The sequence below is a fragment of the Paracidovorax avenae ATCC 19860 genome, from assembly GCF_000176855.2.
Taxonomy (GTDB): Bacteria; Pseudomonadota; Gammaproteobacteria; order Burkholderiales; family Burkholderiaceae_C; genus Paracidovorax; species Paracidovorax avenae.
Map to the genome: position 1 here is coordinate 2,580,660 of NC_015138.1, position 25,090 is coordinate 2,605,749.

The 25,090-nt window shown below is 70.0% G+C and carries 13 protein-coding genes and 2 tRNA genes; 3 read left to right on the top strand and 12 right to left on the bottom strand.

What is annotated here, in order from left to right; translation table 11 throughout:
• Window positions 1-47: 47 nt before the first annotated feature.
• The gene (locus ACAV_RS11400; protein ID WP_041828732.1) at window positions 48-2,747 is read left to right on the top strand and encodes a DUF349 domain-containing protein; all 2,700 of its coding nucleotides are present in this window, start codon (window positions 48-50) and stop codon (window positions 2,745-2,747) included.
• A 386-nt stretch (window positions 2,748-3,133) separates the two neighbouring features.
• On the opposite strand, the gene ACAV_RS11405 is transcribed toward ACAV_RS11400, so the two are convergent.
• Together ACAV_RS11405 and ACAV_RS11410 are read right to left on the bottom strand one after the other, a co-directional pair.
• Window positions 3,134-3,218 (bottom strand) — tRNA-Leu (locus ACAV_RS11405).
• 201 nt (window positions 3,219-3,419) lie between these two features.
• Window positions 3,420-3,504 (bottom strand) — tRNA-Leu (locus ACAV_RS11410).
• Window positions 3,505-3,523: 19 nt separating this feature from the next.
• Here ACAV_RS11410 and rnr point away from each other — a divergent pair.
• Window positions 3,524-5,839 (top strand): ribonuclease R, encoded by a 2,316-nt coding sequence (gene rnr, locus ACAV_RS11415; protein WP_013594729.1) that lies wholly within the window; start codon window positions 3,524-3,526, stop codon window positions 5,837-5,839.
• 80 nt (window positions 5,840-5,919) lie between these two features.
• Window positions 5,920-6,684 (top strand): SDR family oxidoreductase, encoded by a 765-nt coding sequence (locus tag ACAV_RS11420; protein WP_013594730.1) that lies wholly within the window; start codon window positions 5,920-5,922, stop codon window positions 6,682-6,684.
• 33 nt (window positions 6,685-6,717) lie between these two features.
• Here the strand turns inward: ACAV_RS11420 and ACAV_RS11425 are convergent, their stop codons facing one another.
• From ACAV_RS11425 to ACAV_RS11470, 10 genes are all read right to left on the bottom strand, one after another.
• Entirely contained in the window at window positions 6,718-6,936 is a 219-nt protein-coding gene (locus ACAV_RS11425) for a hypothetical protein (RefSeq protein WP_013594731.1), read from the bottom strand.
• A 50-nt stretch (window positions 6,937-6,986) separates the two neighbouring features.
• The gene (gene glgA, locus ACAV_RS11430; RefSeq protein WP_013594732.1) at window positions 6,987-8,513 is read right to left on the bottom strand and encodes a glycogen synthase GlgA; all 1,527 of its coding nucleotides are present in this window, start codon (window positions 8,511-8,513) and stop codon (window positions 6,987-6,989) included.
• Window positions 8,510-13,498, bottom strand: coding sequence for a malto-oligosyltrehalose synthase (locus ACAV_RS11435; RefSeq protein WP_013594733.1), 4,989 nt, complete (start codon window positions 13,496-13,498; stop codon window positions 8,510-8,512). Before ACAV_RS11435 ends, glgA begins: the two co-directional genes overlap by 4 nt.
• Complete coding sequence (treZ, locus tag ACAV_RS11440; protein WP_013594734.1) at window positions 13,495-15,318, bottom strand: malto-oligosyltrehalose trehalohydrolase; 1,824 nt, start codon at window positions 15,316-15,318, stop codon at window positions 13,495-13,497. The genes ACAV_RS11435 and treZ overlap by 4 nt, the downstream gene beginning before the upstream one ends.
• Complete coding sequence (gene glgX / locus ACAV_RS11445) at window positions 15,315-17,444, bottom strand: glycogen debranching protein GlgX (protein ID WP_244875538.1); 2,130 nt, start codon at window positions 17,442-17,444, stop codon at window positions 15,315-15,317. The genes treZ and glgX overlap by 4 nt, the downstream gene beginning before the upstream one ends.
• A gap of 23 nt (window positions 17,445-17,467) precedes the next feature.
• The gene (locus tag ACAV_RS11450; RefSeq protein ID WP_013594736.1) at window positions 17,468-18,775 is read right to left on the bottom strand and encodes a glucose-1-phosphate adenylyltransferase; all 1,308 of its coding nucleotides are present in this window, start codon (window positions 18,773-18,775) and stop codon (window positions 17,468-17,470) included.
• 279 nt (window positions 18,776-19,054) lie between these two features.
• Window positions 19,055-19,444: a response regulator gene (locus ACAV_RS11455; protein WP_013594737.1), complete on the bottom strand. Its 390-nt coding sequence runs from the start codon at window positions 19,442-19,444 to the stop codon at window positions 19,055-19,057.
• Window positions 19,445-19,479: 35 nt separating this feature from the next.
• Window positions 19,480-21,717, bottom strand: a complete 2,238-nt coding sequence (locus ACAV_RS11460) for a GAF domain-containing protein (protein ID WP_013594738.1) — start codon at window positions 21,715-21,717, stop codon at window positions 19,480-19,482.
• A gap of 76 nt (window positions 21,718-21,793) precedes the next feature.
• A complete protein-coding gene (locus ACAV_RS11465; protein ID WP_013594739.1) occupies window positions 21,794-22,402 on the bottom strand; it encodes a biliverdin-producing heme oxygenase in 609 nt (202 codons plus the stop codon).
• The gene (locus ACAV_RS11470; RefSeq protein ID WP_013594740.1) at window positions 22,399-25,068 is read right to left on the bottom strand and encodes a hybrid sensor histidine kinase/response regulator; all 2,670 of its coding nucleotides are present in this window, start codon (window positions 25,066-25,068) and stop codon (window positions 22,399-22,401) included. Before ACAV_RS11470 ends, ACAV_RS11465 begins: the two co-directional genes overlap by 4 nt.
• Window positions 25,069-25,090 lie beyond the last annotated feature (22 nt).

The window sequence follows — 25,090 nt, forward strand, 5'->3', positions numbered from 1 at the left end:
GTACGGGCGCTGGTGCCTCCGGCACCTGGCCCCTCCTGACCAGAACCATGTTTCCTTTTTCTTCTCGCAACAAAATGTCTGACGCCCCTGAAGTGAACCCGGCCCCGGCCAAAGCCTCCGAGCCGCATCCGCTGGACGCGTTGACGGGCGGGGCCTTTTCCGCCGCCACGTCGGGCGAGCGTGCCTCGCGCATCCGCGACTGGCTGGCGACCCAGCCCACGCCCGAGCAGTTGCAGGAAGTGTTCAAGGAACTGAGCGGACGCGACAAGGGCGCGGCCCGTGCCGTGCGCGAGCGACTCGACGAGATCCGCCGCGCCAAGGGCCAGGAAGCCATCGCTGCCGAATGGGCCGAAAAGGCCACCGCGCTGCTTGACGCCTCCCGCTTCCACATCGCCGACGCGCTCGCCTGGCAGCGCGATGCGGCCAAGGCCGGTGCACCCCTGTCCCGCGAGCCCCTGGCATCGCTCAAGGCCCGCCTGGCCGAGCGCATGAAGGTCATCGAGGATCTGCAGCACCGCGTGCAGGTGCAGCGCGAGGCGGCCGTCCTGCTGGCCCAGCGCATCGACGTGCTCTCCACCAAGCCCTGGCGCGACGCGCAGGCGGCCCTGGAGGCGCTGCGCACCGATGTCGAGCGCTGGCAGCAGCAGGCCGACGAGCTGTCGGGCGATCCCGCATGGCCCAGCGTCGAGGCCCGCTTCCCGCCCCAGCTGGACGCCTCCCGCACGCAACTGCTCGTGGTGTGGAACGCGTTCCAGCCGGCCATCGCGCAGGCGGCGGCCGCTGCCGAGAACCCCGAGGCGCCGCTGCCCCCCGTGCCGGTCTGGGCGGAGGAGTTGCGCATCGCGCGCGGCGGCGAGCCGCTGGCCGATGCGGCGGCTTCCGGCGCTGCGCCGGCGGCTCCCGCCCGTGCGGCGGCCAAGACCGATCCGGCGGTGCGCGAGAAAGCCGAGCAGGCCGTGCGCGCCGCGCTGGCCAAGCTGCAGGAAGAAACCGCCCAGGGCCATGGCAAGGCATCTGCCGGTGCCGCCACGGCCCTGCGCACCGTGCTGAAGCAGCACGGCCGCCATATCGACACGGCCCTGGAGCATGACGTGCACACTGCGCTCGTTGCCGCGGGCGAGCTGCAGGGCTGGCAGCGCTGGAGCGCCGACCAGGTGCGCGAGGACCTCGTGGCCAAGGCGGAAGGACTGCTCAAGCGCCCCGAAGGCCAGGCGCTGGGTGGCCGCAAGATCCAGGAAAGCCTGCGCCAGCTGCGCGAGCAGTGGAAGCAGACCGACCAGGGCGGCCCGGCGAATCACGCCCTCTGGAAGAAATTCGACGAGGCCTGCAATGCCGCCCACAAGGTGGTGGAGGCCTGGCTGGAGAAGGTGCGTGCCGACGCGGCCGAGCACAAGGCGCAGCGCCTGGCGCTGATCCAGGAACTGCAGGCCTGGACGGCCGCGCAGGCAGCGGACGGCGCGCAGCCCGACTGGAAGCAGGTGAGCCGTGCGCTGCACCAGTTTTCCGATCGCTGGCGCGAAGGCGGCCACGTGAACGAAAAGGTCTATGCCGAACTGCAGCCGCAGTGGAAGCAGGTGCTGTCCGAAGCGGCCGCGCCGCTGGAGGCGGCCCAGAAGCAAAGCCTGGCGCGCCGCCATGCCATGATCGACGAGGCCGTGGCGCTGGGCGCCGCACCGGCGCTGCGCATCGATGCCGTGAAGGCGCTGCAGCAGCGCTGGCAGGCCGAGGCCCAGTCCGTGCCACTGGACCGCAAGCAGGAGCAGAAGCTCTGGGATGCGTTCCGCAAGCCCATCGACGAGGCCTTCAACCGCAAGACGGCCGATCGCCAGAAGGCCGCGGGCGAGATGAGCGCCCACGACCGGGCGGTTCTGGATGCGTCCAAGGCGGTGGAGGAGGCCAATGCCTCCGGCGATGCCCAGCTGATCCGCACGGCGCTGGCCGCGCTGGAAGCGGCCGTCCGGGGCCAGCAGCAGGCAGCGGCCGATTCCGCCGCCGCTGCACAGGCTGCCACCCCCGAAGCGGCCCAGGCCGAAGGCACGGAGGCGACTGGCGACGCCGGCGCTGCGCCCGCCGCGGCGCCGAAGCCCGCACGTCCCGTGGTGGCGGTGCGTGGCGATGACCGCCCGGGCGCCAAGCGCGACGTTCCCGCTCCGGCAGGCCGCCCGGGCCGCCCCGGCGAGCGGGACCGCAGGGACGGCCGCCCTGGACGTGACGGTCGCGACGGCCGGGAGGGTGGTGACCGCGGTGGCCGCTTCGGCGACCGTGACCGTACGGCGCAGGCCCGCGGGCCTCGCCTGGGCGACGCCGCGTTCCGCGCCCAGCGCGAGGCGCAGGAGCATGCCCAGGCAGCGCTGCGCAGGCTGGCCGCCCAGGCGCACGGCGAAGCGCTGACCCAGCTGCTCGCAGCATGGGAGAAGCGCGACGCGTCGCAGCTGCCGTCCGCGCAGGAACTGGGATCGCAGGTGCCCGCCGGCGTGCGCAGCACCTGGGCGCAGGCAGTGTCGTCGGGGCCTGCAGGCGATGCGTCCGAGGCATTGCTGCGGCTGGAGATGGCGGCCGAGGTGCCCACGCCCGCGGAGCAGTTGCCCGCGCGCCGTGCCCTGCAACTGCAATTGCTGACGCGCCGCAACGATCCGCCGCCGGCGCAGACCTGGGCCCAGGACGCCGCGCGCGTGCTCGCCAGCTCGAGCGAGCCCGGCAATGCGCGGCGTTTCCAGCAGGCGCTGAAGGCACTGCTCAAGGGCTGATCGCCCCTCTGGCTGCCGGGGGCGGATCCGTCCGTGCCTCCGGCGTGCCCTGCGCCCGGTGCTCCGGGCGCATTCTGTCGGTCCTCATGCCCCGCATGGCATGCATCGCACGATGCATGCATCCAGTTCCTTGCCATGGGAGGCACGGCTGCACGCGCCTGCCAGCAGCCGGCGTGCCGCATATGTCACTGGAATGGGGAAGGGATGTATGGGCAGTGCCGAGGGGCAACCCTGGTCACGCTGCAGCATGGCTGGCCCTGGATATGGCGACGACAGGGAAGGCTGGTGCCGGACTGGTCGTGCGCTTTGCGGACATGCCGTCAGGCCGGTGCCTGCCGCAGGCGGAAAAAGAAAAAGCCGCTGGGTTAGCAGCGGCTTTTGAATTTTGGTGCCCAGGAGAGGACTCGAACCTCCACGATGTTACTCGCTAGTACCTGAAACTAGTGCGTCTACCAATTCCGCCACCTGGGCATCTCAGGAATCCTTGAATTCTAGCGTCTTTTTTTGCCGCTCCGGGCAAGTTGACGATTTTTTTGAAAAAACTTTGAAGAGCCTGTCTCGATGACCACCGCGATTCGAAGCGGCGGCCCGGCGGCGCCTCCACCAACAAAAAAGCCGCTTCACAAGGAAGCGGCTCGATTGCCGGAAAACCGGTCTGGTTCTCGTTAAACTTGGTGCCCAGGAGAGGACTCGAACCTCCACGATGTTACTCGCTAGTACCTGAAACTAGTGCGTCTACCAATTCCGCCACCTGGGCATTTCAGGAAAGACTCAGATTGTATATCAAAAAAACGAAAGCCGTCGCAAACATCGCTCACTCCGATGACGAAATCGAAGGCAGCGTGCAGGGCCATCGCGACGGCCACGGATTCGTGCAGCGCGACGACGGCGAAGCCGACATCTACATCCCCGCCAACGAGATGCGGGCGGTGCTCCACAAGGACCGCGTGCGCGTGCGCATCGCGCGCCATGACCGGCGCGGCCGGCCCGAGGGGCGCATCGTCGAGATCATCGAGCGCCCCCATCACCCGATCATCGGTCGCCTGCTGCAGGAAAGCGGCGTGTGGCTGGTGGCGCCGGAAGACAAGCGCTACGGCCAGGATGTGCTGATCCCCAAGGGCGCGACCGGCTCGGCCAAGACCGGGCAGGTCGTGGTGGTGGAGCTGACGGAACCTCCCGCGCTGTTCGGGCAGCCCGTGGGCCGGGTCACGGAAGTGCTGGGGGAGGTGGACGATCCCGGCATGGAGATCGAGATCGCCGTGCGCAAGTACGGGGTTCCGCACGAGTTCTCGCAGGAGGCGCTGGCGCAGGCCAGGGGCCTGCCTGACAAGGTGCGCGCGCAGGACAAGCGCCACCGCATCGACCTGACCGACGTGCCGCTGGTGACCATCGACGGCGAGGATGCCCGCGACTTCGACGATGCCGTGTATTGCGAGCCGGCGCGCGTCGGCCGCGCCAAGGGCTGGCGGCTGCTGGTCGCGATCGCCGACGTGAGCCACTACGTGGAGACGGGCAGTCCCATCGACGTGGATGCCTACGACCGGGCCACCAGCGTCTATTTCCCGCGCCGCGTCATCCCGATGCTGCCCGAGAAGCTGTCCAACGGGCTGTGCTCGCTCAATCCGGAGGTGGAGCGCCTGTGCATGGTGTGCGACATGCTGGTCACCGCCAAGGGCGAGGTGCATGCCTACCAGTTCTATCCGGCCGTCATGTTCAGCCATGCGCGCTTCACCTATACGGAAGTGGCCGCGATCCTCGCGAACACGCGGGGGCCGGAGGCGACGAAGCGCCGGGCGCGCGTTCAGGACCTGCTGAACCTGCACGACGTGTACCGCGCGCTGCTGTCGTCGCGGCACGCGCGCGGGGCCGTGGATTTCGAGACCACCGAGACGCAGATCGTCTGCGACGACAACGGCCGCATCGAGAAGATCGTGCCGCGCACGCGCAACGATGCCCACCGCCTGATCGAGGAGGCCATGCTCGCGGCCAACGTGTGCAGCGCGGACTTCATCGCGCAGGGCGGGCAGCCGGGGCTCTACCGCGTGCACGAGGGGCCCACGCCGGAGAAGCAGGAGATCCTGCGCGGCTACCTGAAGGCGATGGGCGTGGGCATGACGATCGGAGACGATCCGAAGCCCGGAGACTTCCAGGCCATCGCGGAGGCCACGAAGGACCGCCCGGATGCGCAGCAGATCCACACGATGCTGCTGCGGTCCATGCAGCAGGCCATCTACACGCCCGTGAACAGCGGCCATTTCGGGCTGGCGTACGAGGCCTACACGCATTTCACCAGCCCGATCCGGCGCTATCCGGACCTGCTGGTGCACCGGGTGATCAAGGCCATCCTGGGCCAGACCAAGTACCGGCTGCCGGCGCTGCCGGTGCCGGGGGAAGCCCACGCCAAGCTGGCCAAGCGCCTCGCCGCGCGCGTGCCGGCGCCGACGCAGCAGCCACGCAAGCCGCTGTCCGCCGCCGCGGTCCGCGAGGTGCAGGCCTGGGAGGCCGCCGGCCTGCACTGCAGTGCCAACGAGCGCCGCGCCGACGAGGCCAGCCGCGATGTCGAGGCGTGGCTGAAGTGCAAGTACATGCGCGAGCACCTGGGCGAGGAGTTCAGCGGCCTGGTCACGGCCGCCACCAGCTTCGGCATCTTCGTGACGCTGGACGCGATGTACGTCGAGGGACTGGTGCACATCACGGAGCTGGGCGGCGAGTACTTCAAGTTCGACGAGGCGCGCCAGGAGCTGCGCGGCGAGCGCACGGGCATCCGCTATGCCATCGGCACGCGGGTGCGCGTACAGGTGAGCCGCGTGGACCTGGATGGGCGCCGCATCGACTTCCGGCTGGTGCGCGAGGGCGAGGAATCGCCGGCGCCCGCGCGCAATTCCCGTGGCCGCGGAGGTCGCGAGCCGGCGGAGCCCATGCTCCCGCCGTCCGCGGATGGCGCGGGGGCGGAGCGCAGCCGCAGCAAGGCCCGCAAGGGCGATTCCAGGCCCGCCCGCTCGCAGGACGCCCAGCCGGCACCGCGCAAGGCGGCAGCCAAGGGCTCCGGGCGCCGCTCCGGAGCGGCCAAGCGGGGCAAGTCGCGCCGCTGAGCCCGGGCAGGGCGCCGGGATGCCTGGAGTCTCCCGGCCCCACCTTGGGGCGATGTGCATCCAGCAAGAGGACGAGGACGATGAAGGTTTCGAACGGAACGCCGCGTATCGCGGTGGTGACGGGTGCCGGCTCGGGCATCGGCAAGGCGGCGGCGCTGGCCCTGCTGGGCGCCGGCTGGTCGGTGGTGCTGGCCGGGCGCCGCGAAGCGTTGCTGCAGGCCGTGGTGGAAGAGGGCGGTGCGCCCGATCGCGCGTTGGCGGTGCCGACGGACGTGGCGGATCCGCAGGCCGTGGAGCGGTTGTTCGCGCAGGCCGTGGAGCGGTTCGGCCGCGTGGACCTGCTGTTCAACAACGCCGGGGTGGGCGCGCCTGCCGTGCCGCTGGAGGAGCTGCCGATCGATGAATGGAAGCGCGTGGTGGACATCAACCTGAACGGGATGTTCTATTGCCTGCGCGAGGCATTCCGGGTGATGAAGTCGCAGAACCCGCGGGGCGGGCGGATCATCAACAATGGCTCGATTTCGGCGCATGCCCCGAGGCCGAACTCCATTGCCTACACCGCTACCAAGCACGCGGTGATGGGGCTGACCAAGACCGCCTCTCTGGACGGGCGCAAGTACGACATCGCGGTGGGGCAGATCGATGTGGGCAATGCGGGCACGGAACTGGCGCAACGCATGACGCAGGGCGTGCCCCAGGCCAATGGCCAGATCGCGGCCGAGCCGCTGATGGACGTGGACATCGTCGCGAAGTCGGTGCTCTACATGGCGGAGCTGCCGCTGGAGGCCAATGTGTTGTTCCACACGGTGATGGCCACCAAGATGCCGTTCGTCGGCAGGGGATGATGCCGCTCCCCCTGCGGAAGCGGTGTGGGGCGTTCAGCCCGCGCAGGCCGAGGTTTGCGACGGGGATCCCTGGGGCACAGGGCTGCCCATCAAGGCAGCATGTGCGGGCCGGATGCGGGGCTTTGCGTCGGCGTAAGCCGCCGGAAGGACGGACGACGTGTCGGCAGGCTCGGCCGAAGCGGGTGCCACGGTGTCGCCGATGTCGTCACGCTCCTGATACGACGACAGGAAAGGCCAGGTTTTGCGGATCATGTCGGGCTCCTAGAAAACGCGGGGAGCGCCGGTGGTCTGCCGGCGTAGCGTCAGTATTCCGCCGCGGGTCCCGGCTCCCTGTAGGACAAGGCTGAGGCCGTTTGCGGGCGGGTTTCCGAACGGTTACGTGCGGCGCCATAAGCCTGGACGTACGTCCGGGCCGAGGCCGCCCAGCCGAAATCGCGCTGCATGCCGTTGCGCTGCAGGCGGCGCCAGGCGTCGGGAGCGGTTTTCCAGAGGTGCAGGGCGCGGCCGACGGCCTGGTCGAACGCGGCCTGGCTGGACCCGCGCAGGACGAAGCCCGTGCCGTTGCCCGCAGGGTCGTCGGCATCCACGACCGAATCGGCGAGACCGCCGGTGGGCGTGACCACGGGGGGCGTGCCGTAGGCCTGGCTATACATCTGGTTCAGGCCGCAGGGCTCGAAGCGGGACGGCATGAGGAAGCTGTCGCTGCCGGCCTCGATGCCGTGGGCGAGGCTTTCGTCGAAGCCCACGGTGACGTGCATGTGGCGGGGATGGCGCTTCGCCAGTGCGCGCAGGGCGCTTTCCAGTGCCGGGTCGCCGCTGCCCAGGATGGCGAGCTGCCCGCCCTGGCGCAACAGGCGTTCGGCGCCGCCGATCACCCAGTCGATGCCTTTTTGCTCGGTCATCCGGCCGACAAGGCCGAACAGCATGCGGTCGCCGTCCTGTGCCAGTCCCAGCCTGTGGCGCAGGGCGGCCTTGCAGGCGGCCTTGCCCTCGAGGCTGCCGGCAGAGAATGGCTGCGCGATCAGCGGGTCGTGCAAGGGATTCCAGAGCGCCGTGTCGATGCCGTTGAGGATGCCCTGCAGCCGGTCGGCACGGGCGCGCAGCACGCCGTCCAGGCCGAAGCCGAGTTCGGGTGTCTGGATCTCGCGTGCGTAGGTGGGGCTGACCGTCGTGATGGCATCCGCGTACTGCAGGCCGGCCTTGAGCATGGAGAGCTGGCCCCAGAATTCTGCGCCCTCGATGCCCAGGTGCCGCTCCTCTATGCCAAGGCGCTGCGCCCAGTCCATGGAGAACACACCCTGGAAAGCCAGGTTGTGGACGGTGACCATGCTGCGGGCGACCGTGTCACTTCGGGGGCCGGCCGCGTCGCGGAACTGTCGCAGGTAGAGCGGGGCCAGTGCGGTGGGCCAGTCGTTGGCGTGGACGATGTCCGCTGTCCAGCCGCAGGGCGATTGCGGGGTGCCGATGCGCGCGGCGACGTGGGCGAGCAGGCCGAAGCGCAGGGCATTGTCCGGATGTTCCCCCTGTGCGCCGGCGTAGGGAGATCCCGGGCGTGCGTAGAGCTGCGGGCAGGAGAGCAGCAGCAGGGGGACCTCGTTTCCGCCGCGGTCCACGCGCAGCAGTTGCGCGGCGGGCCACGGGCCTTCGGCAGGCAGTGAATGCCAGCCCGTGATCCGCCCCTGCAGCGGCATGTCCGCATAGGCGGGCATGAGCAGCATCACCTCGTGGCCAAGGGCCGCGATGGCGGGCGGCAGCGCGGCGCTGACGTCGCCCAGGCCGCCGGTCTTGACCAGCGGGGCGCATTCCGATGTGGCGAAGAGAATCTTCATGCGCCGGATTCTCCGCCCACGAGCACCGCGAACGGCAGGCCGGGACGGTCCGGAAGCACTTCCCCGAGGATTTCCTCCACGCTCCATCCTTCACCGGTGTCCGGGCCGATGCGCCGGCCCGTCATCCATTCCTGCCAGCCGTCGGCCTTGGCCAGCACGGGGTGGGCAGATGCCACCGAGATCCGGGTGCCGCGCCACCCAGCCGCCGCCAGGCCATAGAGCAGGCGCGCGCAGACCACCACGATGGCCCGGCCATCCCGGATGCGCGCGAAGGCGAACGCGTGCTCTGCACCGTGGCCTTCCAGCGTAAGAGGCAGGTAGGTGGACTGGCGGAACAGGTCGGGCAGGGCCTGCCGCAGCTGCAGCAGGCGCCAGGTGACCAGCTGCTTGGCATCGGGGCCGGGCACCGGGGCCATGAGGCGCTCCCAGTCCGCCGGCGACGGATAGGCACCCTGGCCATAGAGCGCCTGCACCTGCTGCAGTGCCTGTGCCATGGCGCCGAAGTCCACGGGGCGGCGGTTGTCCGGGTCCACGAGGCTGAAGTTCCACTGCTCGCAGCCCTGGTAGATGTCCGGCACGCCGGGCACCGTCAGCTTGAGCGCGAGCTGGCAGAGGCTGTTGCGGAAGCCATAGGGCGCGATGGACTGCACGAATCTTTCCAGTTCGCGCACGAAACGTTCGGTCGAGAGCGCGCCATCGATGTAGCGCGCCACCGCACCTTCATAGGCCTCGTCCGGGAACAGCCAGTTGGTCTGCTGCTTGGCCTCGCGCATGGCCTTGACCATGTACTGCTGGATGCGTTCGCGCAGTTTCTGGCGCTCCTGCGGCTCGGTGGGGTGGGTGGGCCAGATGCCGACCAGCGCCTGGTAGAGGGCCCAGAGGTCGTGCGGCCGCGGGGCTTGCACACCCTCCACCTCGGTGGTGAAGCGCTCGCCCAGCTCGCGCAGCTGCAGGGCGGTGTCTTCCCACAGCGCGGGGATTTCCGAGAGCACGTTCAGGCGGGCCCGGAGGTCTTCGGACCGCTTGCTGTCGTGCGTCGAGGTGGCCAGCAGGTTGTGCGGGCGGTGGCGGGCCCGCTGCAGGTTGGCCTGGTGGAAGGCCGCGCAGGTCAGGCCGAAGCGGCGTGGCTCCGAGCCGACGTCGTTCAGGGAGACCAGGCGCACGTAGCGGTAGAAGACGGTGTCTTCCACGGACTTGGCCATGACCGGGGCCGTGAATTGCTGCCAGCGGCGGATGAATCGCGCGCGCAGGGGCGGGGCCGCGCCCTCGTCGCCGAGCAGGACGCTTTCGAGATAGGCCAGCACGCCGCCCTCGCTGGTACCCATGCGGCGGCGCGCGGCCGCGACGGCCCAGGCGACGTGGCGCCGGTCGGTATCGCTGGGCGGCGTGCCGTCGGGCACGAGGTAGGTGCGGTACACGGGGAAGACCGCCGCCACTTCCGTCAGGGCGATGCGCAGCTGGTTGCGCGTGAAATCGAAGGTGCGCCGGTCCGCCTGCGCGATGCGGTAGAGCGTATCGGCCAGCCACCCCAGGTCGCTGTAGAGCGAGGTCTCGATGATGTGCTTCTTGCACTCGTACACCGCTTCCTCGAAGTCCTTGGTGTCGCCGGTGAAGCTGGTGTAGGCGTCGTCGAAGGCGGCCTGCGATGCGGTGTCCACGAAGAGGCCGTTGACCAGGCTGCTGAAACGGTAGCCCGTGGCGCCGTGCACGGGCCAGTCGGCCGGCAGGGGCTCGTGGTCCGCCAGGATCTTTTCCACCACGAGGTAGAGGGCCGTGGGTTCGCGGCCGGCGGCGCGGGCGAGTGCCGCATAGCGCCGCTGCAGGCGGTCGAAGTACTGCGCGGGATCGGCCAGGCCGTCGGGGTGGTCGATGCGCAGGCCGGTGATGCGGCCCTCCGCGAGCCAGCGGAAGATGCAGGCGTGCGCGGCCTCGAACACGGAGGTTTCCTCCATGCGCAGCGCGGCCAGGGAGTTCACGTCGAAAAACCGGCGGTAGTTGATGTCGTCGCCGGCCACGCGCCAGTCCGCCAGGCGGTAGGGTTGGTCGCGCAGCAGGCCGTCCAGCGCATCGAAGCTGCCGGCCTCTCCCTTGCGGCCGTTCCAGTGGGCCAGGCAGGCGGCAATCCACTGGCGCAGCCACGCATGCGCGCCGGCCAGCTCCGCGAGGCGCCGCTGGTGGAGGGGCGCATCGCGAAGCCGCATGGCGCGCTCGCCTTCATCGGGGGTGTCGCGGTCGGGCAGGCGGCCGAAGGCATCGATGAGGGAGTGCGCCTGCAGCGCGCTGTCGCCATCGGCTTCCCCGGGGGCCGGTGCTGGCACGGCCGCGAAGATGCGGGCGTAGTGCCGGGGATCGACGGGCAGCCGGTGGTCCCAGTAGCACACGAGGAATCGGCCGGCCTGTGCATCGAAATCCAGGCGCAGTTCGCCGGCCTCCAGCACATGGCCGTACTGGCCGCCGAGCATGGGCAGCAGCACGCGGCCCTGCAGGCTCGCGGTGGCGGGCTCCCACTCGATGTCGAAGAAACCGGCATGGGCGGCGGACCGCCCGTGTTCCATGACGTCGTCCCACCAGGGATTGGGGGCATCGATCACGCCCATGTGGTTGGGCACGATGTCCAGCAACTGGCCGAGGCCGTGCGCCTGCAGGGCATCGCACAGCGCGGCATGGCTGGCCTCGTCGCCGATTTCCGGGTTCAGCTGCGTGGGATCGACCACGTTGTAGCCGTGCGTGCTGCCGGGGGCGGCCTTGAGGTAGGGCGAGCTGTAGAGATGGCTGATGCCCAGCGCGTGCAGGTAGGGCACGGCGGCGGTCATGTCCGCGAAGGTGTTGTCCTTGTGGAACTGCACGCGGTAGGTCGAAAGCGGCACATCCGCGGTGTCGAGCGCGGGAAGGTCTTCCACGGGGGCCTGCATGGCGGGGCGTCCCCGGTGCGCGCGCATGGCCGAGGCCACGGCGGCGAAGCAGGGGTGCGTGGCCAGCCGGTCCAGCGGCACGGCCAGGCGCCGGCGCCAGTTGGGCTGCATGTCCTCGGTGGAGCCGGGCACGTTGACCTGTTCGAGCTGTGAGATCGCATCCTCGATCTGCACCGCCGCTAGCCAGCAGGGCGTGCGTGCGAGGTAGGCATGCACCGCGGCCGTGAACTCCGCCGTGGCTTCGGGCACGGACTGGGCGTCCACCGTGGCGCCGGGAGGCAGCAGGCCTTCTTCCTGCAGCGCCATCAGCAGCCGGACACGGTCCTGTGCACGCTCGATCAGGCTGCGCGCGTGGGCTTCCGAATCCGGCAGCCAGCCCAAGCGCTTCTGCACCTCGATGTCTTCGCCGGACCAGTATCCGCGCAGCGTGGGCAGGTCGTGCGTGCTCACCACGGCCAGGGCCTGCGCCGGCCATTGCGCGGGCGGCCGGAAGGCGCCGCCATCCATGCGCTCGAAGATCAGCGGGCGGTAGGAGAGGACGGTGCGCTGCGCCATGGCCTCGCGCATCTGCGGTGCCACGTTGCCCAGGTCTTCGCCGATCACCAGGCACTGGTGGCGATGGCTTTCGACGGCGAGGACCGCGAGCAGTGCCTGCAGCGGATAGGCGACGTAGGTACCTGCGCCGCCGTGGGTCCAGAAAAGGCGCATGAGCGCCATCACATGGTCCATGCGCAGCGCTCCGGCGGGGTGCATGACGGCATGCAGCAGGCGGCGCACGGGCATGAAGCGGGCTGCGGCCAGCGCGACGGGGTTGAGCGGCGGCAGGCCCCAGTCCTGGCCCTGGGTGTTCAGCGGATCGGGCGGCGCTCCCACGTTCATGCCGCGCGCATACAGCTTCTGCAGGGTCCAGGTTTCCGAGCCGCCGTCGCTGGCGCCCACGGCCAGGTCGCAGTACAGGCCGAGCGGCATGAGTGCGCGGGCGCGATCGCCTGCCTGCCCGAGCTGCAGGTGGGCGGTCCACTGCAGCCACATGTGGTAGGCCACTGCTTCCGCATGGTCCTTGGCGAAGGCCTGGGTGGCGGGGCCCTGAGGATCCTGCAGTTCCTCGGGCCAAGCGGGCCAGCCCCAGGTGCCGGGCGATGTGCGTACGAGGTGGCGCTGGATGGCTTCGAACAGTGCATGCGGCGCCAGCGTGGCGGCATGCTCCTTCATGAAGGCCTGGAAGGCGAGGCCGCGCGGGCTCAGCGATTCCCAGTCGCCCTGGCGGAACTCGTCCCACAGCAGGGCGAGCATCTCTTCCTTGGCGGCGGCGACCTCGGCATACTGCACCGTTTCCGCGGTGCGCAGGGCCTGCAGCCGCTGCTGGAACACGCCGTCGGCGTGGAGCGCCTGCGCGGCGCTGCTGCGCAGGAACTCCGGCATCGCGGTCACGTCGATGAACAGCGGGTTGAGCGCGAGGCGGCTGGACGGACTGTAGGGGCTGGCCAGGTCCGGGCGGTCCATGCGCAGGGCGTGGAGCGGGCTCAGGCCGACGAAGGCGGCGCCCTGGGCGGCGGCGGTGGCCACCAGGTCGCAGAGATCGGAGAAGTCTCCGATGCCCCAGTTGCGGTCCGAGCGCAGCGAGTACAGCTGGACGCTCAGGCCCCACCATCGTTCACCGTGGCGCAGCGGCTCGGGCGACCAGCAGCGCGCGGGCGCGACTATGACGAAGCGCTCTTCCTGCGTTCCGGGCCCGACGAGGCGGTAGTAGCCCGCGCGCAGCGTGGCCGGCAGCCGCGCGACCGGGCCCTGGCCCTCGCAGGCGGTTTCCTCGGCCTCGACTTCGCTGGTTACCAGGCGCCAGGAGGCGGCGGCATGCCATGCGATCTCGGCCGGCTGGCCTTCCTCCACCACGATGGGCTCCTGCAGCGCACCGGCGTCGGCATGCGATCCCATGGCCGACAGGGCGCGCTCGAGCACTTCCGGCGGCACGTCGCGGTGTTCACCCCAGAAGCTGGCGTACTGGAGCGCGATGCCTGCCCGGCGGGCACGTTCGTGCAGGCCGTCATGGCCCCCGTGGTGGTGGCCGTTCATGCCGGAACCTCCTGCAGCATCCACCGCGCGGACCATGGCGACCAGGTGCCACCGCCGTCCCAGCGGTGCTGAAAGACCGGCGTGCCGGGCGCGCTGGCCGGCTGCCCGGGGCCCTCGACCACGGATTCCGTGCCCAGGTTCATTTGCATCACGAGGCGTGCTCCATCATCGTAGTCCCATTCCACCTGCAGCCCGGCTGCTCCCACGCGGCGCGCCGTGTGCGTTCCGGAACGCAGCCGGGACAGGCGCGGCGCGATCCACTGCCGGCGCGCGGCGAGGGCATTGCGGACCAGCGCGAGTCGCTCCTGGCCGGCAGGGGCTTTCGCCTGGCGCCAGTCGAGGCGGCTGCGCTCGAGGGTGGCGGCGTCGCAGGGGTCGGGCAGTTCCCTGCCGGAGCCGGCTTCGAGCCGGAATTCGCGCTGGCGCCCCTGGCGCACCGCCTCGCGGAGTTCGCCCGTCCAGTCGGCGAAGTACAGGAAGGGGGTTTCGGCGCCGAATTCGTCGCCCATGAACACCAGTGGCGTGGCGGGCGTGAGCAGCGCGGACAGCAGCGCCAGTTCGGCCGCGGGCTGCGGCACGAGGTGCGAGAGCCGTTCGCCGAAGGCGCGGTTGCCGATCTGGTCGTGGTTGCCGCAGAAATTCACCATGGTCGCCAGGGGCTGCGGCGCGGCAGGTGCCCGTGCCAGGCGCCTGCCATCGCCGTCGCGGTGCGAGGGCGCGAAAACGTATCCGCCCGCAAAGCTGTGCGCCAGGCCTTCGAGCGGCGCATGGGCGTAATCGGCGTAGTAGCCCTGGCGCTCCCCGGTGAGGGCGACATGCAGGGCATGGTGGAAGTCGTCGTTCCACTGCGCGTCGTAGCGCGTGGGTTCGGGCCGGGAGGCCAGGCGCTGGCTTTCGTTCTTCTCGTTCTCGAGGACGAGGTGGACATGCCGGCCCGCGGTGGCCTGCCGCACGCGCTGCGCGAGGTCTTCGAGCACGTGGGGGGAGCCATCGTCCACGATGGCATGGACGGCATCCAGGCGCAGGCCATCGATGCGGAATTCCCGCACCCAGTAGAGCGCATTCTGGATGAAGAACTCGCGCACCGGACCGCTGTCCTTGCCGTCGAAATTGATGGCCGCGCCCCAGGGGCTGTGGTGGGTCTCGGAGAAGAAGGCCGGGGCGTAGCTGCCCAGGTAGTTGCCGTCCGGGCCGAAGTGGTTGTACACGACGTCCAGGAAGACCATCAGGCCGAGCGCGTGGGCCCGGTCGATAAAGCGCTTCATGTCGTCCGGCGTGCCATAGGCCGGGTGCGGCGCGAACGGCAGCACGCCGTCGTAGCCCCAGCCGTGGCGCCCGCCGAAGGTGGCCACCGGCATGAGTTCGACGGCCGTGAAGCCTTGCTCCGCCAGCCAGGGCAGCCGTTCCATGGCCGCGGCGAACGTGCCCTCGGGCGTGAAGGTGCCCACGTGCAGTTCGTAGAGGACGGTGTCGCTCCACGGCCGGCCCGTCCAGCCCTCGGTCGTCCAGTCGAAGGCGGCCGGATCGGTCACGCGGCTCGGGCCGTGCGGGCCATCGGGATTGCTGCGTGATGCCGGGTCGGGCACCAGGGGGCCGTCGTCCGCCTGCCATTGGTAGCGCGTGTCCGGGCCGGCCCCGGGCACGGTGGCCTGCCAGAACCCGTCCGCATCCCGGCGGGCCGGAACCTGGGCGGGTTCCGCGCCGGGTGCGCTGCGGTGGTGGAGGGTGAGCCGCGAGGCGGCGGGGGCCCAGAGGGTGAAGTGGACGCCACCCTCAGGCAGGAGACGGGCGCCGATCGGCATGTCGTGCTGGTGCTTCATGGAGTGGGATCGCCGGAAGCGCCCAGTGCGGTAAGGATGGCCATGGCATGCCCCGGCAGCACGTATTGGCTTCCGGAAGCCACCGGCGCGGTATCGGCGGGTGGCACGTCGGCGGTGCGGGTGTCCACACGCACGGTCCAGGAGCGGCCACCTTCCTCCTGGGGCAGGGTGAAGGTCGCGTCTTCGCCGGTCGCGTTGAAGAGGACGAGGGCCGCGCAGCCGCCGGCATCCGCCTCCATCAGGGCGGCGACGCAGCGCGATTGCGGGTCGTCCCATTCCTCCGCCGTCATGGGCAGGCCCCAGACGCTGTGCCAGTGCACTCCCACGCAATCGGCCCGGCCGCCGTCGGCGACCGCGGTGCGCAGGGCCGGCAACTCGGTGCGCAGGGCGATCAGGGCCGCGGTGAAGCGGCGCTGGGCGTCGTTGCGGCCGGCGTGCTCCCAGTCGTACCAGGACAGGGGGCTGTCCTGGCAGTAGCCGTTGTTGTTGCCCTGCTGGGTGCGGGCATGCTCGTCGCCGCCCAGGAGCAGCGGCGTGCCGTGCGATACGAAGAGCGTGGCGAGGAAGTTGCGCATCTGGCGCTCGCGCAGGGCCAGGATGTCTGGGTCCTCGGTCGGGCCTTCGGCACCGCAGTTCCAGCTGCGGTTGTGGTTTTCGCCGTCGCGGCTGTCTTCCTGGTTGGCTTCGTTGTGCTTTTCGTTGTAGCTGACGAGGTCGGCCAGGGTGAAGCCATCGTGCACGGTGACGATGTTGACGCTGTCGGTCGCGGGGCGGCGGCGGGCCTCCAGGATGTCGGCGCTGCCGCAGAGGCAGGCGGCGAATGCGGGCAGACTGCCGTCGGTGCCGCGCCAGTAGTCGCGCACCACGTCGCGGTAGCGGCCGTTCCATTCCATCCAGCCGTCGGGGAAGCCGCCCACCTGGTAGCCGTCGGGGCCCAGGTCCCAGGGCTCGGCGATGAGCTTGACGCGCGAGAGCACAGGGTCCTGCGCCACCGCGGCGAAGAAGGCCGCACGGTGGGTGAAGGCGCCCGCAACGTCGCGTCCCAGCGAGCAGGCCAGGTCGAAGCGGAAGCCGTCCACGTGCATCTCCGTGACCCAGTAGCGCAGGCTGTCCATGACCAGGCGCAGGGCAGCGGGGCTGCTCGTGTCCACGGTGTTGCCCGTGCCGGTGTAGTCCACGTAGAAGCGCGGATCCTCCGGCGAGAGGCGGTAGTAGGCGGCGTTGTCGATGCCCTTGAGGCTGAGCGTGGGGCCCAGGTGGTTGCCCTCGGCCGTGTGGTTGTACACCACGTCCAGGATCACCTCGATGCCGGCGGCGTGCAGGGTCTTGACCATGGCCTTGAACTCGTCCGTGCCACCGTCGCCGCGGCTCGCGGCATAGCGGGGTTCGGGAGCGAAGAAGGCGATGGTGTTGTAGCCCCAGTAATTGGCCAGGCCCGCGTCCACGAGCCGCTTGTCGTCCACGAACGCCTGCACGGGCAGCAGTTCCACGCTGGTCACGCCCAGGCCCTTCAGGTAGGCGACGGCGGCTTCCGATCCCAGCCCGGCGTACGTGCCGCGCTGGCCTTCAGGAACGCCGGACAACGTCTGCGTGAAGCCCTTGACGTGCATTTCGTAGAAGACGGTCTTGGAGGGCGGGATGCGGGGCGGGGCGTCGTCCCCCCAGTCGAAGCGCGAGCGCACCACGATGGCCTTGGGGGCGGTGGCGCCGTTGTCCACGCCGCTGATGGCATGGTCCTCGTCCTCGTGGCCGAGTTCGTAGCCGAACTGGTCGTCGGCACCGAGCACGGGCCGGTCGAGCGCGCGGGCGTACGGATCGATGAGCAGCTTGGCGGGATTGAAGCGCTGCCCCTGCGCAGGCACATAGGGGCCATGGACGCGCAGGCCGTAGCGCTGGCCCGGCTTGAGTCCCTTGACGTGCCCATGCCACGTGCCGGCGGTGAAGGCCGGCAGGACGATGCGCTGCGTCTCGTTCTCGCCATCCGCGAAGAGGCAGACCTCGACACGTTCGGCGCCCGGCGCATGCACGGCGAAATTCACGCCGTTGCGGTCGGCCGTGGCGCCCAGGGGCAGCGGCCGGCCGGCCTCGGCGACATGCCGGGTGGCGCGGGGGCGGCGGGAGGTCATGTGTGGAGCCGCGTCTCCTGCCTTCATGCGGCCACCTTCAGGCCGGAGCCCTCGGATGCCGACGCCACGGAGGGGCGTGCCCGTCCGATGCTGGGGGTGGTGGACTGCAGGCCCTGCGGCTTGAAGAACTGGCGGGGCACGACGACGATGCCGCTCTCGGTCACGTGGAAGCGCTTGCGGTCCGCCTCCAAGTCGAAGCCGATGCGCTCGTGCGCCGGGATGTCGTTGTCCTGGTCGATGATGGCGCGGCGAACCTGCGCGCCGCGGCCGATGCGCGAGCGCTCCATGACGATGCAGTGTTCGAGCCGGGCGTCGCGCTCGACCACGACCGAGCGGCGCAGCATGGCGTTGTCCAGCGAGGCACCGTCCACGATGCTGCCCGAGCCCACCACGGAGCGGTGGATGACGCCGTTCTCGATCTGGGCCGACTCGGCCTGGTCGGGGCTGGCGTAGATGGGCCAGTGGCGGTTGGTCATGCGGAAGCGTGGCGTGGCGCCCAGCGTATCGAAGTGCGCCTGGTAGTAGGCGTCGATGGTGCCCACGTCGCGCCAGTAGCCGTGCTCTTCGTAGGGCTCGGTGCCGGGGATGGTGTTGGTGTCGAAGTCGTAGGCCATCAGGCGATGCGACTTGAGCATGGCCGGCAGGATGTGCTTGCCGAAATCGCTGTGGCCGGTTTCGTGGGCCTCGCGCAGGGCGTCCAGCAGGATGTCGGCGTTGAACAGGTAGTTGCCCATGGAGGCGAGGGCGTGCGTCGAGCTGCCGGGCATGGGGCGCGGCGGCGTCTGCGGCTTCTCGACGAAATCGACGATGCGGTGGTTGTCGTCGGTCTCCACGATGCCGAACTGGTTGCAGTCGGCGAGCTTCACCGGCAGCGTCGCCACGCTGACGTGCGCGTCGTTCTTCGTGTGGAAGTCGATCATCTGGCGCACGTCCATGCGGTAGATGTGGTCGGCACCGAACACGGCCACGATGTCGGGCTTGAACGTCTCGATCAGGTGGATGTTCTGGTACACCGAATCGGCCGTGCCCTGGAACCACTCCGGGCCGTTGTTCATCTGCGGCGGCACCACGGTGACGAAGTGCTGGGGGATGAAGCGGGTCATCGTCCAGGACTGGCGGATGTGCTCGATGAGCGACTGCGATTTGTACTGCACCAGCAGGTAGATCGAGTAGATCTCGGAGTTGACGAGGTTCGAGAGCACGAAATCGACGATCCGGTGCTTGCCGTTGAAGGGCACGGCCGGCTTGCAGCGCTCGGCCGTGAGCGGGTGCAGGCGAGAGCCTTCGCCGCCGGCCATGACGATGGCGAGAACGTTCTTGGTGCTGGACATGGTGGGACTCCCGGAGGATCAAACGTGGAAGGGCGCGGAAACGGGGGATGCCGCTGCCGGACCGCCGCCGTCCGCGCACGGCCAAGTACGCCGGTCGGGGCGTCGTGCGGGCAGGGCTGGGAGTGCGGGCTGGGGCATGGCAGGAGGGCTACCCCGCCATGTTCTGTTGCGCCGCAACAAAAGGTTGCAGGAAGTTCCTACGAGGCGCTGTCAGTGGCCACCTACGTGCGGATGAGCAGGCCCGGGCGCCGGGCCGGGAAATCCTGGATGAGCGGGTGGTCAGGCCCCGCCGGGCTGGCCCAGGCTGGCGATTGAGCGCGCGATGAGCGCGTCGAAGGTATCGAAATTCAGCGGCTTGCCGAGCACGTGATCGAAGCCGCCCAGGGCTTCGCGCTCGGCGGCGCTCAGGCCGGTGATGCCGATGGCGATGCATGCGGGCAGGCCCGCGCCGGCGGCGATGTCCTTGAGCCGTGGCACCAGTTCCGCGCCGAGCATGTCCGGTAGGTGCTGGTCCACCAGCAGCAGGGGCGCGGGCTGCGCCTGCATCTGCGCGATCGCCTGTGCACCGTCGAGCGCCACCCGCACGCTGTGTCCGTTGAGTTCCAGCAGGTCACGCAGCAGCTCGGCCGCTTCGTGGTTGTCGTCAACGATGAGAATGTCTGCGTGCATGAAGTGGCGCGGTTCCTCGGCCGGAACGGCCGTTTTCAGGAACCGGCGATTGTGCCCGAGCCCGCGGGGGGAATCCGTACCGAGAAAACCACATGGCCGTCATCGTAGGTATAGGCGATGGTGCCGCCGTGGCCCTTGACGATCTCGTAGGCGATGTAGAGCCCCAGGCCCATGCCGGAGCGGTTGCGGGCATTGCCGGTCGAGGAGGCCTTGAACGGGCTGAAAAGGTTGCCGGCAACGGCATCGTCGATGGGCGCGGCCACGTTCCGCACGGAAATGGCGACACCGCCTTCCGGCAGCGGATCGGCACCGACATGGATCGGATGCCCGGGGCGGCCATGGTGGCGCGCATTGCTCATGAGGTTCACGACCACCTGGGCGATCCGGTCGGCATCCACGCTGGCTTCCAGCAGCGGGGGCAGCTGGATGCGCAGTTCGATGTCGGGGTGGGCGGTGCGGGCTTCGTCGATGAGGTCGGCGAGCAGGGCGGAGAGGTCGGTGCGGGCGATCTGCAGGTCCAGCCCCAGGCCGCTCTGCAGCCGGGACATGTCCATGACCTGGCTGACGAGGCGCTGCATGCGGCTGCTGGACGACTGGATGCGCTGGCCCAGCCGGCCGGTCCGCCCGCTGGCGTCGCCGTCCTTTTCCAGCACGCGCGCGGCCATGCTGATGGAGTGCAGGGGATCGCGCAGGTCATGGCCGAGCACCGCCATGAGCTGGGTGCGGGCGCGGTTGAGTTCGGCATGCCGGGCATGCTGCGCGCGCTGCAGTTCGTCCAGCACCTGCCCGGCGATGTCGAGTTCCACGCCCTCCCATGGCTCGGCCGTCGCCCGGACGGTCTCCTTCCACAGCTCGAACGAGCCACGGGGCGTGAGCCGCGGGCCCAGCGGGCCGGGGCGGACTTCCTTCTCCGGCCGGCCGCCCCAGTGGATGGTTTCGATCTGCTCGCGGCGCAGGAAAAGCGCCCAGCCTCCGCGTTCCCGGTCGAAAGGCAAAGCCAGCAGGCCACACCACGGTGCCGCCCGGTCGGCCAGGGGCCCCATGCGGCGGGGCAGGGAATGGGTGTGGAACAAGCGGTCCGGGGAGACGTCCTCGGGGCCGGTGCCGAGCCATTCCAGGATGGCCTGTGCCGCTTCTTCGTGGATGCCGCCGAAAAGCTGCAGCTTGGCGCCCGTGGCCACGACGGCCGTTTCGGCGTGCAGGGTGGCGCAGAGCTCGGTCGCGTGGCGGGCCAGCGCGGCGTACTCGTCGTCCGAGTGCAGGATGTCCGCGATGAGGCGCGAGCGCACGGCAGCGGCGGCCTCGGTGCGTTCCGTCTGGGCACGCAGCAGGGAGTTCTGGATGTTGGACGACAGCACCTGCGCGATGACATCGCAGGCCATGCGCACGCTGTAGGGCACCTGGCGCGGCTGCATGTGGTGGCATGCCAGCAGGCCCCAGAGCTGGCCATTGATGACGATGGACACGCTCATCGAGGCGGCCACGCCCATGTTGGCGAGGTATTCGATGTGGATGGGCGAGACGCTGCGCAGGATGCTGGCGCTCAGGTCGAGCGGTGCGGGCTCCCGCTGCTGCAGCGGCACGACGGGCGCGCCCACGTCGGCGATGAGGCGCAGGGTGTTGACGACATACAGGCGCCGGGCCTGGGCGGGGATATCGCTGGCCGGATAGCGCCGCCCCCGGTAGGGGTCCAGCGTGGGAATGCAGGACTCTGCGGCCACCTCGCCGCTGCCGTCGGGCCGGAAGCGGTAGGCCATCACGCGGTCGAAGCCCGTGAGCGCGCGCAGCTCTTCGGTGGCGAGCTGCAGCAGGTCGTCGATGGCGCGGGGTCGGCGCAGCTTTTCCATGGCCCGGTGCGCCTGCACCGCGAACACGGCCAGTTCGGCGCTGCTGTGCCGGCGCGACTCGAATTCGGCCACGAGCAGCTTGTCGCTGATGTGCAGCACCACGTCGAATTGCCGGCTGCCCACCTGCAGTTCCGCGGGCATGGGCACCTCGGCTTCGCCATGCAGGGCCAGCAGGCCTTCGCGCACCTTGTCGGCCACGGCCGAGCAGGGGGCCTGGGGCTGCAGCCCGTCGAGCACGCTGCCCGGCTCCAGGGGGCAGCCCAGGAGAGCCTCCGCGTTGGCGCTCGCATAGCGAACGACGCCGTCGCCATCGAAAGCGACGAGCGCGCCGTGGTCCTGGATGCTTCCAGGAATGTGGATCGGCTCGCGGTCGCAATTGTCGAGGGTCGCTGCCGCGGGGGCCGCGGTGTGGAGCGGGAGGGTCATGGAAAGGGCTCCATCGGGCCGCATCGCGCCCGGGCGGCCACCGACCGGCCGGCGCGAAGGGAAGGGAATGGAGCGGTCATGCGGGTGTTTCCTGGGGATCGTACAGCCGTTGCAAGACATCGAAGGCTCCGCGCGCCCCGGCGCAGGCGGCTTCGATGTCGGCTGGCGTCTGCACGTTGCGGGCCAGGCGGGCCGTGAAATCCTTCCAGCGCTCCGCCGTGCGGCTGCCGCTGCCCTGCAGATACCGCAGCGGGTGGGGCGCCAGGGGCTGGGCCAGTCGCCGGTAGAGCCATTGTCCTCCGAGCTGAGACCCTTCCACCACGTAGGCCATTCCCCAGGCCACGGCCGCCTGGCGTCCGGGGCATGCCGCGAGCGCCGTGTCGATGGCCGCGCGTGCGTCCGCAGCCACGCACGGTGGCGGGGCGGCTGCGGCGTCCGCCAGGTCGTCGCGCAGGGCGTCCCGCCGCGCCGGATCGTCCAGCCGCCAGGCGGATGCGCCGTCGTCGATCAGGCGAAGCTGCGGGGACAGCGCCTGGAGCCAGGCCGCCAGGGCGCGCGCGTGGTGGACGTAGTCGTCCAGCCCGGCGCCCGGGCGCGCGATGGGCAGGTTCGCGTCCAGGTGTTCATGCCGCGTGCGCGTGGCGTCCCGCAGGGCGCCCAGGCAGTCTGGTACGGCAGGCCTCATGACGGTTGCCGGATGAGGGTTCGCACGCGGTGGGCCAGCGCGTCGAGCGTGAAGGGCTTGGTCAGCACGTGCATGCCGCGCTCCAGATGGCCGTTGCCCACGGCCGCGTTCTCTGCATAGCCGGTGATGAAGAGGATCTGCAGGTCGGGCCGCGTGAGGCGCCCGCCGTCGGCCAGCTGGCGTCCGTTCATGCCGCCGGGCAGGCCGACGTCGGTGATCAGCAGGTCCAGATGGGTGCGCGACTGCAGCACCTGCAGGGCGGAGGCTCCGTCGTGCGCCTCGATGGTCTGGTAGCCCATCTCGTGCAGCACTTCCACCACCAGGGCGCGCACGCTCGGCTCGTCGTCCACCACCAGCACGACCCCCGATCCTTCACCGGCCTCGGGCAACTGCAGGGTGGGGATGTCGGAGTCTTCGGGCTGGGCTTCGTGGCGCGGCAGGTAGATGCACATCGTCGTGCCCATGCCCGGTTCGGAATACGCTCGCACCTGCCCGCCCGATTGCCGCGCGAATCCATACACCATCGACAGGCCCAGGCCCGTGCCCATGCCGATCGGCTTGGTGGTGAAGAAGGGTTCGAAAATCCGGCGCATCACTTCGGGCGCCATGCCGGTACCGGTATCGGTCACGCACAGCGAGACGTACTGGCCCGGCGGCAGGTCGCGTTCGCGGCCTGCCCGCTCGTCCATCCAGGCGTTGGCGGTCTCGATGGTGAGCCGCCCGCCGCCGGGCATGGCGTCGCGCGAATTGATGCACAGGTTCAGGAGCGCGCTCTCGAGCTGGTGCGGGTCCACGTGGGTGGTCCACAGGCCCACGGCGTTCACAACCTCCAGCTCCGTCTCGGGCCCGATGGTGCGGCGGATGAGCTCCTCCATGCCACGCACCAGGCGGTTCACGTCGGTGGGCTTGGGGTCGAGCGTCTGCCGGCGCGAGAACGCCAGCATGCGGTGGGTGAGCGAGGCGGCGCGGCGCGCGGCGCCCTGGCCGACCGTCACATAGCGGGCCAGGTCATCGAAGCGCCCCTGTGCCACGCGCCGGTTGAGCAGTTCGAGGCTGCCGCTGATGGTGGCCAGCAGGTTGTTGAAATCGTGCGCGAGGCCGCCGGTGAGCTGTCCCACGGCTTCCATCTTCTGCGACTGCCGCAGCGCCTCCTGGATGGCCTCGCGCTCGCGGGATTCGGCGGTGAGGCGCGCCAGGGCATCCTCCAGGTCGCGGGTGCGTTCGGCCACCCGGCTTTCCAGGTGGCTGTTGAGGGTGCGCAATTCCTGTTCGGCCATGCGCTGGTCGGTCACGTCGTAGCCTTCGGCGAAGATGCCGTTCACCGCCCCCATGCCGTCCAGCGTGGGCTGGTAGATGAAGTTCAGGTAGTGCTCCGTCAGCGGACCGCCCGGCTCGCGCTGCAACATGACCTTGAGGTTCTTGCCGATATAGGGCCTGCCGCTGCGGTATACCTCGTCGAGCAGTTCGTGGATGCCCTGGCCCTGCAGTTCCGGCAGGGCTTCGCGGATGGACTTGCCTTCGAGGTCCCTGCGGCCGATGAGCTGCTGGTACGAGTCATTGACGAACTCGAAGACGTGGTCGGGCCCGCGCAGCACGCACATGAAGCCCGGCGCCTTGCTGAACAGTTCGCGCAGGCGGTCCCGCTCGGCCGTGCGGGATTCCAGCGCCTCGGCCTGCGCGATGGCGGGCGCCACCTGCCCGGCGAGCAGTTGCACGAATGACCGGGTCTCCGCGTCGTCGCCGGGGCGCAGCGGATTGGCTCCGCACACGAGAAAGCCCGCGGACCGGGCGTCCCCCTGAGGGGGCAGCGCCACCACGAAGGCGGCATGCGGCGGCACCTGCCATGCGCCGGTGGGGGTGTCGGCCGCCGGTTCCAGGGGGACCGCGAACGCGGCCTCGCCGGCGGCGAGCCGGTCCAGGCGCCAGGGCCACGGCGTGCCGGGGGCGATCTCGCGCGGCGCCAGCCGGTGGCCCGAAGGCACGCCGGCATTGCAGGCCAGCCGCGCCGTGCCGTGGGCATCGTAGAGGTAGATCAGCGAGAAGGGCAGGTCTTTCTGCGCGCTCGCCAGGGTGAGGCAGGCGCCGTCCACGACCTGCTGGCGGGTGCCGCCCATCGACATCGCCGCGCCCAGCTCGTGCAGTATCGCCAGGCGCCGCTCGCTGATGACCCGGCGCGTCTCTTCGGACACCGCGCAGAAGAGGCCGTTGACGCGTCCGTCGTCGTCCAGCAGCGGGCTGTACGAGAAGGTGTGGTAGGTCTCCTCCAGCGTGCCGGTGCCGGCGCGGTCGATGAGCAGCATGAGGGACGAATCCCAGGTGGACTCGCCACGCTGGTACACCGCGTGCATCCGGTCCTTCACGTCGTCCCAGATCTCGGCCCAGACCTCCGCCGTGGGGCGTCCGAGGGCGTGGGGGTGCTTGGTGCCCAGGGTGGGGCGGTAGGCATCGTTGTAGAAGAAGGCGATGTCCGGGCCCCAGCCCACCCACATCTCGAAGCGTGAAGTCAGCAGGATGCGCAGGGCGGCCTTCAGCCCCAGGGGCCAGCGTTCGGGCGGCCCGAGCGGCGTCGCTTCCCAGTCGTGCTGGCGCATGCGGCGTGCCATCTCGCTCTGGCCGATGAAGATGTCGGCATGGCGTTCGGCGGGTGGATGCGGTGGGGGCGTCATGGCGTCGGGGGACGTCGGGGCC

Coding starts and splice junctions, on each gene's coding strand:
- ACAV_RS11400 (WP_041828732.1), top strand. CDS start 48: ATGTTTCCTTTTTCTTCTCGCAACAAAATGTCTGACGCCCCTGAAGTG.
- ACAV_RS11420 (WP_013594730.1), top strand. CDS start 5,920: ATGAAGGTTTCGAACGGAACGCCGCGTATCGCGGTGGTGACGGGTGCC.
- ACAV_RS11425 (WP_013594731.1), bottom strand. CDS start 6,936: ATGATCCGCAAAACCTGGCCTTTCCTGTCGTCGTATCAGGAGCGTGAC.
- glgA (WP_013594732.1), bottom strand. CDS start 8,513: ATGAAGATTCTCTTCGCCACATCGGAATGCGCCCCGCTGGTCAAGACC.
- ACAV_RS11435 (WP_013594733.1), bottom strand. CDS start 13,498: ATGAACGGCCACCACCACGGGGGCCATGACGGCCTGCACGAACGTGCC.
- treZ (WP_013594734.1), bottom strand. CDS start 15,318: ATGAAGCACCAGCACGACATGCCGATCGGCGCCCGTCTCCTGCCTGAG.
- glgX (WP_244875538.1), bottom strand. CDS start 17,444: ATGACCTCCCGCCGCCCCCGCGCCACCCGGCATGTCGCCGAGGCCGGC.
- ACAV_RS11450 (WP_013594736.1), bottom strand. CDS start 18,775: ATGTCCAGCACCAAGAACGTTCTCGCCATCGTCATGGCCGGCGGCGAA.
- ACAV_RS11455 (WP_013594737.1), bottom strand. CDS start 19,444: ATGCACGCAGACATTCTCATCGTTGACGACAACCACGAAGCGGCCGAG.
- ACAV_RS11460 (WP_013594738.1), bottom strand. CDS start 21,717: ATGACCCTCCCGCTCCACACCGCGGCCCCCGCGGCAGCGACCCTCGAC.
- ACAV_RS11465 (WP_013594739.1), bottom strand. CDS start 22,402: ATGAGGCCTGCCGTACCAGACTGCCTGGGCGCCCTGCGGGACGCCACG.
- ACAV_RS11470 (WP_013594740.1), bottom strand. CDS start 25,068: ATGACGCCCCCACCGCATCCACCCGCCGAACGCCATGCCGACATCTTC.